Origin of the sequence: Georgenia sp. TF02-10 (assembly GCF_022759505.1) — a bacterium.
Classification (GTDB): Bacteria; Actinomycetota; Actinomycetes; order Actinomycetales; family Actinomycetaceae; genus TF02-10.
This window is the reverse complement of sequence record NZ_CP094289.1, coordinates 472245-489020: the sequence shown is the minus strand read 5'-3', so window position 1 is coordinate 489020 and position 16776 is coordinate 472245. Positions and strand designations below refer to the sequence as shown.

Here is a 16776-nt window from a genome sequence, read left to right as displayed (position 1 = left end):
CCGTCGACTGGGCGCAAGCCCGAGGCGGGCAACCGACCGCGGCGCGGGCCCGGGACCGCCCGCGCCACGGGCGTCGTCGTCAGGTCTCGGTGGAGGGACCGGCCGGCACGGCGCGCCGTTTGTCGACGGCGTCCGCCTCCAGGTGCAGGTCGCGGCCGCGGGTCTCCGGCGAGAGCAGCGTCGCGATGATCGACAGGCCGATCATGACCATCATGTAGGCGGCCACGGGCCACCAGCTGCCCGACGCCCAGGTGATCAGCGCCGAGGAGACCAGCGGGGCGATGCCGCCACCGAAGACCGAGGAGAACTCCCGGGCGAGGGAGATGCCGGCGTAGCGGTAGCGCGAGCCGAACATCTCGGCGTAGAAGGCGCCCTGGCTGCCGACCGTGCCGTACCCGGCCACCATGAACCCGATGACGACGACCAGGCCGATCAGGACCGGGCTCCGGGTGTCGATCATCATGAACGCGGGGATCGGGAAGAGGAACAGGAAGATCAGCACCGCGAGCATGACGGGCTTGCGGCCGACCAGGTCGGTGGCCCTGCCGGCGGCGACGGCGGCGAAGCAGGCGCCGATGCCGCCGAGGAGCAGGATCTGGGGGATGAAGTCGGCCTCCACGCCCAGCCAGGTCACGAGATAGCTGCCCATGAACACCTGGTAGATGTAGCTCTGCCCGTTGGAGCCCATGTTGATGAAGAACACCCGGAGCAGGCTCGGCCGGCCGTTCCTGAGCACGTCCCCGATGGGGGTGTCCGCCTTGCCGATGCGCGCCTTCTTGGTCTCCTGGAACACCGGCGACTCGTTGAGCTTGCGCCGCAGGATGTAGGCCGCGATCGTCACGAAGATGGAGGAGAAGAAGACCAGGCGCCACCCGTAGGACTCGAGCGCGTCGTCGGGCAGCCGCTGGGCGAGGATCCAGGCCAGCGCGCCGATGACGGAGCCGAGGGCCGCGCCGACGAACACCAGCGAGGAGTAGAGCCCGCGCTGGGAGCGGCGGGCGGTCTCGGCCAGCAGGGTCACCCCGCCGGCCTGCTCGGCCCCGGCGCCGAAGCCCTGCAGGAACCGGCACAGCACCAGGAGGATGGGGGCGAGGATCCCGACCTGCTCGTAGGTGGGCAGCAGGCCGATCGCGAAGGTCGCGATGCCCATGAGGAAGAGGGTGGACACCAGCACCCACTTGCGCCCGAGCCGGTCGCCGAAGCGGGAGAAGAACAGGCCGCCCAGCGGCCGGGCGGCGAAGCCGACGGCGTACGCGCCGAGGGAGGCGATCACGCCGACCGCCGGGGAGACGTCGGGGAAGAACAGCGTGTTGAAGATGATCGCCGCGGCGGTGCCGTAGATGACGAAGTCGTACTGCTCCAGCGCGGTGCCGACGAGACCGCCGAGCGCGGCGCGCCGCACGTTGGCCTGGTCGACGGGCGGGTCCTCCGCCGGCTGGGACTGCTGGGAGGTCATGCCTGCTCCTCGAGGACGATTCTTCGCGTGCACGTGACCGCGGTGCCGCAAGCCGCGCCCGAGCGTGCCAGCAGGCAACCCGGACGGCAAGCTCCGCACCGCCGGCCGGCGAGACACCGCCGGTGCGGTGCCGGCACGGCGGCGGGTCACCGGTCCATGGCGGTGAGCACGCGCTGGATGAGGTCGAGCCGCTGCCGGACCGAGGTGTGCGGCGGGCGCGCGGCCACCTTCACGCCGTCGTAGACGAGCCCGTCACCGGCCGCGGCGAGGACGGCGGCGACGGCGTCCGCGTCCAGCACCGACTCCGGGACGTCGTCCCGGAGCGGGGGGTGGACGTCCGACCAGGGGTCGCCGTAGGAGCCAGGCCCGGCCGTGGCGCCGGAGAAGATCACCCCGGTGAGCAGACCCGCCGCCCGCAGCGTGCGTGCGTGCCGCTCGGGCGCGCCGGGGTCGCGCTCCTCGATCGCGGAGCGCCCCCAGTTGACCGCCATGCCGACGTCGGTGGGGCCGCCGCGCGCGGCGGCGACGGCGCGCGCCTCGAGGTCGAGGGCCAGGAGTCCCTTCCGCCAGGGGCGGCGGGACGTGCGGGCGTCGCAGTGCTCGATCACCACGGTCGCGCCGGACCAGTCCCACTGCAGGACCTCCGCCAGCGACCTGCCGAGCGCGGTGCCCGCGTCCGCCCCCTCGGCCGGGTCCAGCGACGGCCAGGTGTGGGCCTCGACGGCCACGACGCCCAGCCCGGCGTCGGTCAGCGCCGCCACCGTGTCCCGGGCGGCACGGAGCAGGTCCACGGCGCGGGCCCGGCCGGCGTCGTCCGGGGACGCGAGCCCGAAGGCGGGGTCCTGGGCGTTGCGGGCCCCCTCGGCGCGGACGAGGGTGAGTACGTGCCGGCCTCCCGTGGGCAGGACGTCGCGGACGAGGGCGACGTCCTCGGCCCACGAGGGCTCGCCCCAGGGAAGCTCCAGGCCGTCCACGCCGGGCAGCGCGAGCACCCCCTCCAGGAAGGCCTGGCGCTCTGCCGGCTCCTCGGGCTGCGCCGCGTACGCGCCGACGACGCGGACCGGACGTGCCGGCTGGCTCTCGTTCACGCGGCTGCCTCCGTGCCCCCGTCCCGGCGCACCAGGGGCCCTCGCCTCACCGGGCGTCCTCGTGCCAGAGGTCGATCAGCACCTTGCCCGACCGCTCGGCGTCCCTGGCGACGGCGAAGGCGGTCGCCGCGTCGTCGGCCGGGATGACGTGCGTGATCACCGTGGTGATGGCGGGGGCGGTCGCGAGCAGCGCGATGGCGTCGTCGATCTCGTCCTTGAACCGGAAGGCCCCGCGCAGCTGGATCTCCTTGGCCACCAGCGGCGCGAGGGCGATCGGGTGCGGGCCCGCGCCGAGCATGCCGACCTGGGCCACGACGCCGGCCCGGCGGACGGCGGCGAGGGCGGCGTCGACGGCGGGGGCGGCGCCGGAGCACTCGAGCACGACGTCGAACCGCTCCGCGGGCAGCTCCTCGGCGCCGACCTGCACCGTGGCACTCACGCCGAGCTGGCGGGCCCGCGCGAGCGGGCCGGGCAGCACGTCGCTGGCCACCACCTCGGCCGCCCCCTGGGCGAGCGCCCCGGCGGCGGCGAGCAGGCCGATCGGGCCGGACCCGGAGACGAGCACCGTCTTGCCCGCGACGCCGCCGGCCACCGCGATGCCGTGCAGGGCGACGGCGAGCGGCTCGGCCAGCGCCGCGGCGCGCAGGGAGAGGGACTCGGGCAGCGGGCGGACCATGCCCGCGTCCACGAGCAGGTACTCGCGCATGCCGCCCTGCGAGTGCGGCCAGGTCGACGCCGACCCCAGGTAGGCCCCGCCGGGCCACAGGTGCGGGTGGTCCTCCAGGCCCGGCCGGGGCTCGCCGACGGTGGCGGGGTGGACGGTGACCGGGGTGCCGGGCGCGAGCCGTCCGGACGGGTCGCGGTCGACCGTGCCCGAGACCTCGTGGCCGGGGACCAGCGGCTCGCGGATCACGAACTCGCCGTTGGCCCCCTCGTAGTAGTAGTGCAGGTCGGAGCCGCAGATGCCGGCGTACGCCAGGCGCAGGCGCACCTGGCCGGGTCGCGGCTCGGGCAGCTCGGTCTCCTCGACGCGGGCGTCGAGCGGTCCGTGGATGGTCAGGGATCGCATGCCCGGCGACGCTACCCCCGCCGCTCCCGCGGCCGCGCCTGCTGCGCGGCTCTCTCCTTCACCCTCCACCTTCACGGATCGCCTCTGCGGTCAGGCCGGGCGGACCCGGCACAATGGGAGTCCCGATCGAGAGGAGCTCATCGTGCCCGACAGCCCACCCCACCCCGCCGGAACCGAGGGTCCGGGACGGCCGCGGCGGGCGCTGGCGCAGTCCGCCGTCGCCGTCGCCGGCCTGGCCCTGGTGCTGGCGGGCTGCGCCGACGGCGAGGTGCCGGGCGTGGGCGCGGCGCGCGAGTCGATCTCCGCCGCGGTGGAGGACGCCCGGGGCAGCGTCGAGGACGCGCGGGGCACCGTCGAGGACGTCCGCGGCCGGCTCGAGGGGATCAGCTCGGCGGACGCCCGGGCGGCGGCGGAAGACGCGGTGGACTCGGCGTCGGCGGCGGTGGACAAGGCACGCTCGGCCCTCGAGGACGACGGCGAGGCCGCCCGCCAGGACGCCGAGCAGGCGCTGGCGGACGCCCGGGAGAAGCTGGAGCAGGCGTCCTCCTCGGCCGAGGGCGCGACGCGTGACGGGCTGGAGTCCCTGAGCGGCACGATCGAGGAGCTCACCGACCAGCTGCGCGAGCAGGCCTGACACGCGAGCAGGCCTGACACCCGCCGGAGCGGCTGCCCGTGGGCGGGACGTCGCACCGAGGGCGCCCCGGGCGGGCCGCCGTACCCAGCGCCCCGGGCGGGCGCCGGCCCAAGGCGCACCGGGCGGGGCGCAACCGTCGGCGGGCCGGATCGGTCAGGCCGTGACCCCCACCGTGAGCGTCCCCAGGGCGTCGAGGGCGCGCTGGGTGTCCGCCCGCACCCGGGCCTCGAGCTCCGGGCTCAGGGCCGTGCGCGGCGGGCGGCACGGGCCGCCGTACCGGCCGACCATGTCCATGCCCAGCTTGATCGCCTGGACGAACTCCGTCTTGGAGTCCCAGCGGAACGCGGCGACGAGGCTGCGGTAGATCGCGCGTGCCTCGGCGTACCGCCCGGCGACCATGTGGTCGTACACCGCCACGGCCTCGGCCGGGAAGACGTTCGGGTACCCGCCGAACCAGCCGACCGCGCCGTCGACCATGCACTCGAAGAGCAGGTCGTCCGCGCCGGCGATGACGTCGATCCTCGTCCCGGCCGCCTCGCAGGCGTCGGTGATCTCGAAGGGCCGGCGCACGTCGGTGCTGAACTCCTTGATGGCCACGACGTTGTCGATGCCGGCGAGCTCGGCGACGAGGTCGGGGGTCAGGTCGACCTTGGTGTCGATGGGGTTGTTGTAGATCATCACCGGCAGGCCGACCTCGGCGACCTTGGTGAAGTGCTCGACGACGCCGGCCCGGTCGGCGCGGTACATCGTCGGCGGCAGGCACAGCACGCCGTCGGCGCCGTCCTCGGCCGCCACCTCGGCCCAGTGCCGGGCCTGGTGCCAGCCCGGCCCGTGCACGCCGGCGACGACGATGCCCCGGCCGGCCACCGCCCGCACGGCGGTCTGGACGACCCGGCGGCGCTCCTCGTCGGTGAGCGAGGAGTACTCGCCGAGGGACCCGTTCGGGCCCACCCCGCGGCAGCCGTTGTCGACCAGCCACGCGCAGTGCTCGGCGAAGCGGTCGTAGTCGACCTCGAGGCCGGCCGGCGCCGACGGGTTCTCCTTGTACGGCAAGGCGGTCGCGACGACGACGCCGCCCAGGTCGAGCTCAGCCATGTCCTCACCCTTCATCTTGTGCCGGCCGCGGCGCGGGGCACCGGTAGATCGGTTGGTCGCAGTCTGTAGTATGTCACACTCTACCGCCGTGCCCAGGCCCTTCGGCCGTCCGTCGGCTGACCTGCCGGCGGCGGCCTCGGCCCGGCCGGCGCCACCCGCCCCCCGGGAGGTCCCGGCTGACCGCCCCTCGGCGCCGGCTCGTCGTCCGGGAACGGCTCGGCGCCCCGGTCAGCCCATGTACGCCTCGATGACCGCCCGGTCCTGGGCGAGCTCGGCCGCCGACCCGGACAGCGCCACCCGGCCGGACTCGATGACGTAGGCCCGGTGGGCGATCCGCAGGGCGGCCCGGGCGTTCTGCTCGACGAGCAGGATCGTCGTGCCGCCGTCGTTGATGCTCTTGACCAGCTCCATGACCTGCTTGACGACGAGCGGGGCGAGGCCCATCGAGGGCTCGTCGAGGAGCAGCAGGCGCGGGCGGCTCACGTAGCCCCGGCCGATGGCGAGCATCTGCTGCTCGCCGCCGGAGAGGGTGCCGCCCTGCTGGTTCCGCCGTTCCCCGAGCCGGGGGAGCATCTCGTAGACGGCGTCGATCCGCCCGGCGAGGTCCTTCGGGTCGCGGACCTGGTACCCGCCGAGCTGGAGGTTCTCGTGCACGGTCATCGTCGAGAAGATCCGCCGGCCCTCAGGCACCTGGACCAGGCCCGCCTTGACCAGGTCCCAGGGACTGGTGCTCGTGATGTCCTCGCCGTTCCAGGTAACCGTGCCGCGGTGCGGGCGGTACAGGCCGGAGAGCATCGACAGGGTCGAGGTCTTCCCGGCTCCGTTGTTGCCGAGAATAGCGACGACCTCGCCGGACCCGACCGTGAGGCTGAGGCCGCGCAGGGCCTGGACCCGGCCGTAGAAGAGGTCGACCCCGTCGACGACGAGCTCCTCGTTCACCGCGCGTCCCCCTCGTCCTCTGCGCCGAGGTAGGCCTCGACGACGTCCGGGTTGCGGCGGACCTCCTCGGGAGTGCCCTCGGCGATCTCCTTGCCGAAGTTGAGGACGACCACGCGCTCGGAGATGTTCATGACCAGGCCCATGTCGTGCTCGATGAGGACGACCCCGATCCCGAGGTCCCGGATGCGGCGGATGAGGGCGATGAGGTCCTGCTTCTCGCTGTGGTTGAGGCCGGCGGCGGGCTCGTCGAGGAGGAGCATCCGCGGCTGGGACGCCAGCGCCCGGGCGATCTCGACCCGTCGCTGCTCCCCGTAGGGCAGCTGGGCGGCGAGGAGGTCCTCATCGTGGGAGAAGCCGACGAAGTCGAGCCACCCGCGGGCGTCCTCCAGGGCCTGCCGCTCCACCCGGCGGTAGCGCGGGGTGTGCAGGATGGCGTCGAAGACGTTCTGCCGGATCCGGGAGTGCATCGCCGTCTTGACGTTGTCCACGACGGTCATCTCCCGGAACATGCGCACGTTCTGGAAGGTGCGGGCCAGGCCCTTCTGGGCGATCGTCGACGGCTGGCGGCGGGTGATGTGCTCGCCGTCGAAGAGGATCTGGCCCGACGTCGGCTTGTAGAAGCCGGTGATGCAGTTGAAGGCGCTGGTCTTGCCGGCGCCGTTGGGGCCGATGACAGAGATGATCTGCCCGGCCCGGGCGTCGAAGGTCAGCCCGTCGACGGCGCGGACGCCGCCGAAGCTCAGGCCGAGGTCACGCACCCGGAGCAGGGGCACGGCACCGTCCGGGGCCGCCGTCGTGCTGCCGACGGCGGGCGCCGGGTTCGTGGGCGCGTTCTCGCTCGCTGCTCTCATGCCTGCTCCCCGGACCGGTCCAGGTTCTCGTCGTCGGGGACGTGCGGGCCGAAGCCCTCGCGCGGCGAGCGCCCCTCGCGCCGGAACCGCAGGAACGGCAGGACCGCCGTCGACGGCCACAGCCCCTGCGGGCGGAAGATCATCATGAGGACGAGGAGGACGCCGAAGAGGAGGAAGCGCCAGCTCGCGAAGTCGCGCAGCAGCTCCGGGGCGAGGGAGATGACGAGCGCGCCGATGAGGACGCCCGGGGTGGAGCCCATGCCGCCGAGGACGACGGCCATGAGCAGGAGCGCGGAGTTGAGGAAGACGAACGACGTCGGGCTGATGGCCGACTGGTGGGCGCTCATCAGGATCCCGGCGAGCCCGCCGAAGATCGCGCCGAGGACGTACGCGGCGAGCTTGGTGAGGTAGGTGTTGATACCCATCGCCTCGGCGGCGTCCTCGTCGTCCTTGATCGCCCGCCAGGCCCGGCCGAGCCGGCCCTTGCCGAGCCGCGCGACGGCGAGGACGGTGAAGCCGCCGCCGGCGAGGACGGCCGTGTAGTACAGCAGGATGTCGCCGTTGAAGTGGATCCCGAACAGGTCCAGGCCGTCCCGGAAGGACCACCCGAGGAACGAGAAGGTGGGGATGCCGCTGATGCCGGAGGGCCCGCCGGTGAGCTCCAGGTTGTTGGCGGTGAGCCGGATGATCTCGCCGAAGCCCAGGGTGACGATGGCGAGGTAGTCGCTGCGCAGCCGCAGGGTCGGCCCGCCGATGATGATCCCGGCGGCGATGCAGGCGAGGATCACGAACGGGATGGTGAAGACCAGCGGCATGCCGCCGGTGGCGAGGACGCCGGAGGTGTAGGCGCCGACGGCGAAGAAGGCGTAGTACCCGAGGTCGAGGAGCCCGGCGTAGCCGACGACGATGTTCAGCCCCATCGCCAGCATGATGTAGATGAACGCCGAGGTGCCGATCGAGATGATGTACGGCGAGGCGTTGATGAACGGCACCGCGAGCGCGAGCAGGAGCAGCACGGCGCCGGCGCCGGACATGAACCGCCGGGGCTGGAGGAGGCCCCGCTCGGGGGCGGGCCGCGCGCGGGTCGGGGCGGGCGGTCGGAACCGGTAGGCCAGCCCGCGCACGGCCTGCTCGGGGGCGGGCTGGGCCTGGCTGGTCCTCGACGAGGATGTCTGGGTCATGGCGTCACATCCGTTCCACGACGCGGGCGCCGAGGATGCCGGTGGGTCGGAACGAGAGGAAGAGGATCAGGCAGGCGAACGAGAACACGTCCCGCCACTCCCCGCCCAGGAAGTTCGTTCCGAAGGACTCGAGCAGGCCGAGGAGGATCCCGCCGAGCATCGCCCCGTAGAGGTTGCCGATGCCGCCGATGACGGCGGCGGTGAAGGCCTTGAGGCCGATGACGAAGCCCATGAGGAAGTCGACGGTGCCGTAGTACGCGCCCGCCATGACACCGGCGGCGCCGGCGAGGGCGGAGCCGATGAAGAAGGTCCGGGAGATGACGGCGTCGACGTTGACGCCCATGAGCTTCGCGGCCTGCGGGTCCAGCGCGATCGCCCGCATGGCCCGCCCGTCGCGGGACCGCATGACGAGGTAGTTCAGCGCCACCATCAGCCCGGCGGCGACGGCGAACAGGATGATCTGCGGCAGCGTGATGCGCGCACCGAGCAGGTTGAACGTCTCCCCGCTCAGCCGGACCGGGTACACGCGGGGGTTGGGCCCCATGATCTGCCGGACGCCGTACTCGAGGATGAAGGAGACGCCGACGGCGGTGATGAGGACGGCGAGGCGAGGGCTGGCGCGCAGCGGCCGGTAGGCGACCCGCTCGACGGTGACCCCGAGGATCCCGGTCAGCAGCATGGCGATGAGCAGGACGATGAGGATCGACGCGAGCCCCCCGACGGCCGCGACGCCGGTGACCGAGCTGAGCACGACGAAGCCGGTGAACGCGCCGACCATGTAGACGTCCCCGTGGGCGAAGTTCAGGAGCTTGATGATCCCGTAGACCATCGAGTACCCCAGGGCGACGAGGGCGTAGAAGGAGCCGACGAAGAGACCGTCGACGACGAGCTGGAGCACGGCACGTGCCTCCCGGGAGATGGGGGCGGGGCGGGGGCGGGGCAGGGGCTGGACGCGGGCAGGGATGGGGGCGGGGCGGGAGCCGGCGGCGGCGGGAGCCGGCCCTGACGGAGCCGGCGACGGCGGGAGCCGGCGGCTGGGGAGCCGGCGGCTGGGGAGCCGGACGGGGGTCCGGGCGGCGTCCAGCCGCCGCCCGGCCCCGCGCCGGTCAGCCCTGGAGGTCGTCGAGGAGGACGAAGTCGCCCTCCGGGCCGACCTCGACGATGGCGAAGCCGCCGGCGGAGAGGGTGCCCTCCTCGGTGAACTTCAGCGGGCCGGAGAAGAGCTCGAGGCCGTCGATGTTCTGGATGGCCTCGATCAGCGCCTCGCTCTCGGTGCCGCCGGCCGCCTCGATGCCCTCGGCGACGACCCGGACGGCGTCGTAGGCCTGGGTGGAGTACGGGCCGGGGCCCTCGCCGTAGCGCTCCTCGTACTGCGCGATCCAGTCCTCGGCGCCCTCGAGCATGTCCGGGGTCTGGGTGAACGTGCCCTCGACGCCCTGGGCGGCGGCGCCGGCGATCTCGGCGAACTTCGCGTCGACGGTGCCGTCGGCGACGAGCAGCTCGCCGGCGTAGCCGGCCGCGGCCAGCTGGGCGGCGATGAGCCCACCCTCCTGGTAGTAGCCGGTCCAGTAGACCATGTCCGGGTCGGCCGAGAGGATCGAGTTGACGTTGGCCGAGTAGTCCGACTCGCCGGCGGTGACGGACTCCTCCAGGACGATCTCGATGTCGGTCTCCGCGGCCTGCTCGGCGACGGCGGCGGCGAGGTCGGCGGAGTAGTCGGTGTTGTCGTCGACCAGCGCCAGGCGCTGGGCGCCCTGCTTCTGCGCCCACTCCAGCGCCGCCTGGGCCTGCTGGTCGCCGGTGCCGTTGATGAGGAAGACGCCGTTCTCGTCGGCCTCGACGAGCTGGTTGGAGTTCGCCGCCGGGATGACCATCGGCACGCCGGCGTCGGCGAAGATCGGCAGGGTCGGCAGCGTCGCGCCGGAGCAGTACCCGCCGACGGAGGCGACGATGCCGGCGGTGATGAGCTTGTTCGCGGCGGCCGTGGCGCTCGTGGCGTCGCAGGCGTCGTCCTCCGTGACCAGCTCGAGGTCACGATCCAGGACGCCCCCGTCCTCGTTGATCTCGTCGATCGCCATCTGGGCGCCGTTCTCCATGTACGGGCCGAAGGCGGCCTCGGAGCCGGAGAACGGCGCGAGCATGCCGAGCCTGATCGGGCCTTCGTCCTCGGTGGCGGCGTCCTCGCCGCCGGCCACGCCGCCCGAGCAGGCACCGAGCGCGAGAGCCGCGACCGCACCGAGGGCCACGGCGGCGTGGCCCCGGCGCGAGAAGGGGTTCCTCATCGGTCTGTCCTTCCGCAAGGAGATCGTCCCGGAGGGTTCGGGACGATGGGATGTCACACATTACATACGCGGAGTGAGGTGCACGTCACATTGCCGGAACTGAGATGCAACTGTGACCTCGTCACTCGGTGCGTACGTCGGGCGAGGCGCGCACCGTCGGGCCAAGCGTGCGTCGTTGGGCCAAGCGTGCGTCGTCGGGCCAGGCGCGCACCGTCGGGCCAAGCGTGCGCCGTCGGGCCAAGCGTGCGCCGTCGCGATGCCGCGCGCCGCCAGGGCACCGCAGGCGCCAGGGCACCGGGTGTTGAGCACGTGCGATCGGGGCGCTGATGAGAAATACGGCGCCGGCAGTCGTCCGGGTATGGCACGGTGCACCCCACGGCGCGCATCAAGGGAGAGCAACGAGATGAGACCACTTCGCTACTCGATCAACGTCACGCTCGACGGCTGCTGCCACCACGAGGCAGGGCTCCCCCCGGACGAGGAGTCGATGCGCTACTGGACCGCTGCGATGGCACGAGCCGATGCCCTGCTCTTCGGCCGGGTGACCTACGAGATGATGGAGTCGGCGTGGCGGCAGCCGGCCACCGGCACGTGGCCGGACTGGATGGATGAGTGGGAGATCCCGTTCGCCGAGACCATCGACCGGGCGAAGAAGCACGTCGTGTCGAGCACGCTGAGCGCGGTCGACTGGAACGCCGAGCTGGTCCGCGGTGACGTGGGGCAAGCGGTGCAGCGGCTCAAGCAGGAGCCAGGCGAGGGCCTGTACGTCGGCGGCGTGACGCTCCCCCGGGCGTTGGCAGATCTGGGACTGATCGACGAGTACGAGTTCCTTGTCCAGCCGGTCCTCGCCGGACACGGGCCGACGTTGCTCGCCGGTCTGCGCGAGCGCATCCCGCTCGAGCTCGTGGCTCGCCGCGAGCTCCGGTCGGGGGCGGTCGCCCTGCAGTACCGACCCGCCCGCGTGACGGCTTGACCTGATCTGTCCTGGCACGCTGGCCGCTGCCGCGCGACGGAACGACGGAACGTCGGAACGAGCGAACGACGGTTCAGGCTGCACGACGGCAGGCACCAGGCGTCACCCGCCCGCGCCCCTGCAGCGGTTGGGACATCGCCCCGAGGTAATGACTGGTCGCTGTCGACGCGCTGGTCCCCACCGGACGGCCACCGGGCGTGGCGCCGTGGCCGCGAGCGGGCAGTCCCTGGTGGCCGCCACCGGGCAGGTCGTGCTGGCCGCCAGCACCGGGGACGCCGTCAGGGGCGCCGGGTGCCGGTCAGGGCACCAGGCGACCTCACGGCACCGGGTGCGCCGCCTCAGCCCCGCCCGAGGTGGGCGGCGTGCGACCAGTCCGCGGGCACCTCTCCGGTGAGCGCGGCCTCGGCGAGCGTCTCGCCCAGCACCGGGGCCTGCTTGAACAGGTTGTGCCCGGCGACCGCGGTGACGCCGTCGGCGGACCAGACGCCCACGCCGTCCTCGCCCCAGGGCAGCCGGGTGACCCAGCAGTGCACGTGGTCCACCGGGTCCGGCCGCAGCCCCGGCAGCGCCCGGCGCACGTAGGCGGCGGTCCGGTCCGCGAGCGCCGCGAGCGCACCTGGGTCCACGACGCCGCCGTCGGCATGGGCCGGGACGGACCCGCTGAGCCCGACGGCGAGGTGTCCCGTATCCGGGTACGGGGACGCGTACACGCCGGTCTCGCCGAAGGCGCCGCTGCCGTCCTGGAACGTCGGCAGCGGCGCGGCGCCGCCGTCGACCTCGAACGTGAGGCGGACATGCGCGCCGAGCTCGACCGGCAGGTCCAGGCCCACCCCGCGGGCGAGGCCCGCCGTGCCGGACCCGGCGCAGAGCACCACGTGGTCGACGACCCGCACGTCCGTGCCGGTGCGGACCTCGACGCCGCCGGCCGCGCGCCGCCGGACCGCGAGGACGTGGTCGCGGACCAGCGTGTCGCCGAGCCGACCCACCAGCGCGCCGACGGCGGCCCGGGTCCGGATCGCGCCGCCGTGCACGTCGAGCATCGCGGGTCCGTCGTAGGCGGCGAGCACCGGCAGGCGCTCGGCCAGCTCGGCCGGGGTGAGCAGGCGCACCGGCGCCTCGGGGAACGGCTCGAGCGCCGCGACCTTGGCGGGTACGCCGTCGCCGATGGCGACGGCACCGTCGGGCGAGACGAGCTCGGTGCCGAGCTCGTCCTCCCACTCCCGCCACAGCGCCCGGCTGCGCACGACCTGCGCGACGAGCCGTGGGTCTGCGTGCGCGTGGCGGAAGATCCGGCCCTGGCCGGCGGACTGGCCGCCGCCGGGCGGCCCGGACTCCACGACGGTGACGTTGGCGCCCCGCCGCCGCAGCGCGAAGGCGGTGGCGAGCCCGACGATCCCGGCTCCGACGACAGCGACCTGCATCCCGCCAGCCCATCACGGCCGGGCCGGGCGGGCACGCCGGGGCACCGGGGCGGCCGACGCGGCCGGGCGCCGTCGGCGTCGTGCGCCGCGCCGTCACGGCGGGCCGGATCGACCTACCGACCCACCCCCATGGCCTCCCGCGCCCACCGCTCGATCCCGTCGGCGTCGATCGGCAGCGCCGCGGAGAGCAGCTCGGCGCCGGTGCCGGTGACGAGCAGGTCGTCCTCGATGCGGATGCCGGTGCCGCGCAGCTCGGGCGGCACGGTGAGGTCGTGGCTGTGGAAGTACAGCCCGGGCTCGACCGTGAGGACCATCCCGGGCGCCATGGTGGCGCCCTGGTACTGCTCGTAGTCGGAGTGCGCGCAGTCGTGCACATCCAGGCCGAGGTGGTGGCCGATCCCGCAGACCAGGTAGCGGCGGTGCAGCTGCCCCTGCGGGGAGAGGGCCTCGTCGACCGACATGCCGAGCAGCCCCCAGTCGTGCAGGCCCTCGGCGATGACCTCCATCGCGGCGAAGTGGAAGTCCGAGTACTGCGCGCCGGGCCGGACGTGGCTCAGGCCGGCCCGGTGCGCGGCCTCGACGAGGTCGTGCACCTGCCGCTGGGCCGGGGAGAAGCGGCCCGAGGGCGGGACCGTGCGGGTGACGTCGGCGGTGTAGCAGGAGCGTTCCTCCACCCCCATGTCCAGCAGGAGGACGGCGTCCGGCTCGACCGGCCCGTCGCAGCGGACCCAGTGCAGGGTGGCCGACCGGCCCGCCGACCCGACGATGGTGGCGTACCCGGGCCCGTTGCCGACGGCGCGGGCGTACCTGTCGAACGTCCCCTGCAGCCACCGCTCGCCGTGCCGCTGGACGGCCGTGGGGACCTCGGCGAGCACGGCGGCGAACCCCTCGACGGTGTGGTCGACGGCGCGGCGGAGCTCCCCGACCTCCCAGGCGTCCTTGATCATCCGCAGGTCCGAGCACACCCGGGCCAGCTCGGCGGAGCGGGCGATGCCGTGGCGCCGGAGCAGCGTCTCGTCGACCCGGCGGCCGGCGTCGGCGCCGGTGAGGGAGAGCTCGTCGAGCTCGGTGAGCGGCCGGACCGGGATGCCGAGCGCCTCCGCCCACTCCGCCAGCCCGGCCGACGGCCCGACCCACAGCTCGCCCTGGGCGGCGTCGGAGAAGAACCGGTGGTCGCCGGGCCGGGCGGACGCCGGGAGGTAGAGGACGGGGTCGTGCTCGCTCCCGCGGGGCCGCAGCACGAGGACGGCGTCCTCGACGGCGCAGCCGGTGAGCCACAGGAAGTCGCTGTCCGGCCGGAAGTCGTAGGAGGTGTCGTTGCTGCGCACCGGCGCCCGGCCGGCGGCGACCACGACGGTGCGGCCGGGCAGCTGCTCGCTGAGCCGACGGCGGTGCTCGGCGGCGGCCGCCGCGGCGCCGGGCGGGACCGGTGCGGGGACGGTGGTGGGAGCCCAGCCCTCGGCGATGGCCCGGGTGAACGCCGGGACCTCTGTGAGCCGGGGGGGCCGGGTGCCGGCGTAGCGCGGCCGCGGCGGGGCGGGCGGCGTCGGCTGAGGCGTCGTCGTCGGGGTGGTCGTCGGTGTCGTCATCGGGGTGGTCATCGGCGTTCTCCTCCATCGTCCTCGACGAGCTCGATCAGCCGGGAGAGGACCCGTCCGCTCTGCAGCCCGTCGTGCTCGAACTCGTTCGTCGCCCACGCCCGGCTGTTCCCGATCCCGTCCAGGGTGCGCAGGGAGAGGGCGGACGCCACGAACATGTCCTCCAGGTACACGGCTGCGGCCAGCGGCACGTCGTTGGCGGCGAGCCGGTCCGGGGCGTAGAGCTCGCTCCAGACCTCCCGGGCGGCGAGCTCCTCCACCGCGGGCCGGAACGGCCGGAGCGCCTTCACCTCGGTGAACATCCACGGGTAGGTCATCTCCCCGGTGAGCAGGAGCGGGCGGGCGTCCTCGGCGAACGCCGGGCGCCGGTCCCGCTCGGCCTGGGCGGCCCAGCCGGTCGGGCCGTTGGCGCCGTCGCCGTAAATGAACTCCTGCAGCACCCAGAAGAGCGGGTTGTCCGTGCTCGCGGTGCGGACCTGAACCTGCTCGAGGAACGCCGGCTGGAAGACTCCCGGCGCGCGGAACGCCTCGGTCAGCAGCCAGTGCAGCCGCTGCGGGCCGGGGCCCATCCCGAGGTCGATGCCGAGGCTCTGCAGGCGGCGGACGGTCAGCCGGTCGCCGTCGGGAAGCCGCACGTCCTCCGCCTCGAGCACGTCGGCGATCCCGGCGACCTCCGCCACCAGGTGCGGGTAGCGGGCGTAGAGCTCGGCGTTCTTGCGCTCGAGCCGGTCGTAGGTGTGGGCGTACACCACGCGGGGGTCCGGCGGCACGGCCGGGATGCCGCCGGTGACGTAGCACGCGGCGAGCCCGTCGGGGGCGGTGGAGAGGTAGGTCAGGGTGATGAACCCGCCGTAGCTCTGGCCGAGGGTGGACCACCGGCGCCCGTCGTAGAGCGTCCGGCGGACGTGCTCGGCGTCCCGGACGATGGAGTCGGCACGGTAGTGGCTGAGGAGGTCGGCGGCGGCGACGGCGTCCAGGCCGGTGACGTCCGAGCCGTCCACCGGGGTGCTGCGGCCGGTGCCGCGCTGATCGAGCAGGACGACCCGGAACCGCCGCAGCGCCTCGCCGATCCAGCCGGACCTGTCCACCGGGCGCGGTCCCTTGCCGCCCGGGCCGCCCTGGAGGAAGAGCAGGAGCGGCAGGTCCTCGGTGCGGCGCGCCGGGTCGCTCAGCTCGCGGACGAAGACCTCGATCGGCCGGCTGCCCGGGTCGGACCAGTCCAGCGGGACCGGCACGGTGTGCTCGCGCACCCAGATGCCGGGCAGGGCGTACTCCCTGGTCATCATGACCGGACCTCCTCCTCCACCACCCGCTCGTCCACCGGTGCCCGGAGCCCGGCCTCCCGCTCCCGCCGGGCCCGTTCCCACTCCGGCCGGATCCGGGGCACGGCGGCCAGCAGCTGGCGGGTGTACTCGTGCTGCGGGGCGTCGAAGACCGCGTCGCGGTGCCCGGCCTCCACGATCCTGCCCCGGTGCATGACGGCCACCTGGTGGGCGATGGTCCGGACGACGGCGAGGTCGTGGGCGATGAACAGGTAGCTGAAGGACTCCTCGCGCTGCAGCCGGCGCAGCAGGTTGATCACCTGGGCCTGGACGGAGACGTCGAGCGCGGAGACCGCCTCGTCGCAGATGACCAGGCGCGGGCCGACCGCGAGCGCCCGGGCGATCCCGATCCGCTGGGCCTGCCCGCCGGAGAACTGCCGGGGGTAGCGCTGGTGGTGGTCCGGGTCCAGCCCGACCCGGTCCATCAGGTCCCGGGTGAACGCGCGGGAACCGCCGGGCGGCTTGCGGCCCTGGTAGCGCAGCGGCGCGGTGATGATCTGCTCCACGGTGTGCCGGGGGTTGAGGGAGGAGTACGGGTCCTGGAAAACGAACTGGACAGTGGAGCGGAAGGCGTGCAGGTCCTTGCCGCTGAGCCCGGTCACGTCCTGCCCGTCGACCTCCACGGTCCCGGCGGTGACGTCGAGGAGGCGGCCGACGAGCCGGGCGGTCGTGGACTTCCCGGACCCGGACTCCCCGACCAGGGCCAGGGTCTGCCCGGCCGCGATGTCGAGGCTGACGTCGTCGACGGCGCGGAAGGTCCGCCGGTGGCCGAACAGGCCGGCAGTGTCGCGGGTGCTGAACTCCTTGACGAGGGACCGGGCGCGGAGCAGCGGGGCCGAGGTGGTCATGGGCGTCCTCCCCGAGGTG

Annotated in this window: 15 protein-coding genes; 2 read left to right on the top strand and 13 right to left on the bottom strand. The window is 73.8% G+C overall.

Features of this window, described 5'->3' with window-relative positions:
* Nucleotides 1–79 precede the first annotated feature (79 nt).
* From MF406_RS02210 to MF406_RS02200, 3 genes are all read right to left on the bottom strand, one after another.
* The gene (locus tag MF406_RS02210; RefSeq protein ID WP_242896396.1) at nt 80–1456 is read right to left on the bottom strand and encodes an MFS transporter; all 1377 of its coding nucleotides are present in this window, start codon (nt 1454–1456) and stop codon (nt 80–82) included.
* 146 nt (nt 1457–1602) lie between these two features.
* Nucleotides 1603–2544, bottom strand: a complete 942-nt coding sequence (locus tag MF406_RS02205) for a DUF4862 family protein (protein WP_242896395.1) — start codon at nt 2542–2544, stop codon at nt 1603–1605.
* Between the two features lie 46 nt (nt 2545–2590).
* Complete coding sequence (locus tag MF406_RS02200) at nt 2591–3613, bottom strand: zinc-binding dehydrogenase (RefSeq protein ID WP_242896394.1); 1023 nt, start codon at nt 3611–3613, stop codon at nt 2591–2593.
* A 142-nt stretch (nt 3614–3755) separates the two neighbouring features.
* Here MF406_RS02200 and MF406_RS02195 point away from each other — a divergent pair, with 142 nt between their 5' ends.
* The gene (locus MF406_RS02195; protein WP_242896393.1) at nt 3756–4247 is read left to right on the top strand and encodes a hypothetical protein; all 492 of its coding nucleotides are present in this window, start codon (nt 3756–3758) and stop codon (nt 4245–4247) included.
* A 153-nt stretch (nt 4248–4400) separates the two neighbouring features.
* Here the strand turns inward: MF406_RS02195 and MF406_RS02190 are convergent, their stop codons facing one another.
* From MF406_RS02190 to MF406_RS02165, 6 genes are all read right to left on the bottom strand, one after another.
* Nucleotides 4401–5342, bottom strand: a complete 942-nt coding sequence (locus tag MF406_RS02190) for a dihydrodipicolinate synthase family protein (RefSeq protein WP_242896392.1) — start codon at nt 5340–5342, stop codon at nt 4401–4403.
* A 228-nt stretch (nt 5343–5570) separates the two neighbouring features.
* Complete coding sequence (locus tag MF406_RS02185; RefSeq protein ID WP_242896391.1) at nt 5571–6281, bottom strand: ABC transporter ATP-binding protein; 711 nt, start codon at nt 6279–6281, stop codon at nt 5571–5573.
* Nucleotides 6278–7132 carry an ABC transporter ATP-binding protein gene (locus MF406_RS02180; RefSeq protein ID WP_242896390.1) on the bottom strand — a complete coding sequence of 285 codons (855 nt, stop codon included), beginning with the start codon at nt 7130–7132 and terminating at the stop codon, nt 6278–6280. The genes MF406_RS02185 and MF406_RS02180 overlap by 4 nt, the downstream gene beginning before the upstream one ends.
* Complete coding sequence (locus tag MF406_RS02175; protein ID WP_242896389.1) at nt 7129–8313, bottom strand: branched-chain amino acid ABC transporter permease; 1185 nt, start codon at nt 8311–8313, stop codon at nt 7129–7131. The genes MF406_RS02180 and MF406_RS02175 overlap by 4 nt, the downstream gene beginning before the upstream one ends.
* A 4-nt stretch (nt 8314–8317) precedes the next feature.
* Entirely contained in the window at nt 8318–9211 is an 894-nt protein-coding gene (locus tag MF406_RS02170) for a branched-chain amino acid ABC transporter permease (protein ID WP_242896388.1), read from the bottom strand.
* Nucleotides 9212–9419: 208 nt separating this feature from the next.
* Nucleotides 9420–10595, bottom strand: a complete 1176-nt coding sequence (locus tag MF406_RS02165) for a branched-chain amino acid ABC transporter substrate-binding protein (protein ID WP_242896387.1) — start codon at nt 10593–10595, stop codon at nt 9420–9422.
* A 403-nt stretch (nt 10596–10998) separates the two neighbouring features.
* Here MF406_RS02165 and MF406_RS02160 point away from each other — a divergent pair, with 403 nt between their 5' ends.
* Nucleotides 10999–11568, top strand: coding sequence for a dihydrofolate reductase family protein (locus tag MF406_RS02160; protein ID WP_242896386.1), 570 nt, complete (start codon nt 10999–11001; stop codon nt 11566–11568).
* Nucleotides 11569–11906: 338 nt separating this feature from the next.
* Here the strand turns inward: MF406_RS02160 and MF406_RS02155 are convergent, their stop codons facing one another.
* From MF406_RS02155 to MF406_RS02140, 4 genes are all read right to left on the bottom strand, one after another.
* Nucleotides 11907–12989, bottom strand: coding sequence for an FAD-binding oxidoreductase (locus MF406_RS02155; RefSeq protein ID WP_242896385.1), 1083 nt, complete (start codon nt 12987–12989; stop codon nt 11907–11909).
* A gap of 113 nt (nt 12990–13102) precedes the next feature.
* Complete coding sequence (locus MF406_RS02150) at nt 13103–14590, bottom strand: aminopeptidase P family protein (RefSeq protein WP_242896384.1); 1488 nt, start codon at nt 14588–14590, stop codon at nt 13103–13105.
* A complete protein-coding gene (locus MF406_RS02145) occupies nt 14587–15873 on the bottom strand; it encodes an alpha/beta fold hydrolase (protein ID WP_242896383.1) in 1287 nt (428 codons plus the stop codon). Before MF406_RS02145 ends, MF406_RS02150 begins: the two co-directional genes overlap by 4 nt.
* Nucleotides 15870–16757, bottom strand: a complete 888-nt coding sequence (locus MF406_RS02140) for an ATP-binding cassette domain-containing protein (RefSeq protein WP_242896382.1) — start codon at nt 16755–16757, stop codon at nt 15870–15872. Before MF406_RS02140 ends, MF406_RS02145 begins: the two co-directional genes overlap by 4 nt.
* Nucleotides 16758–16776 lie beyond the last annotated feature (19 nt).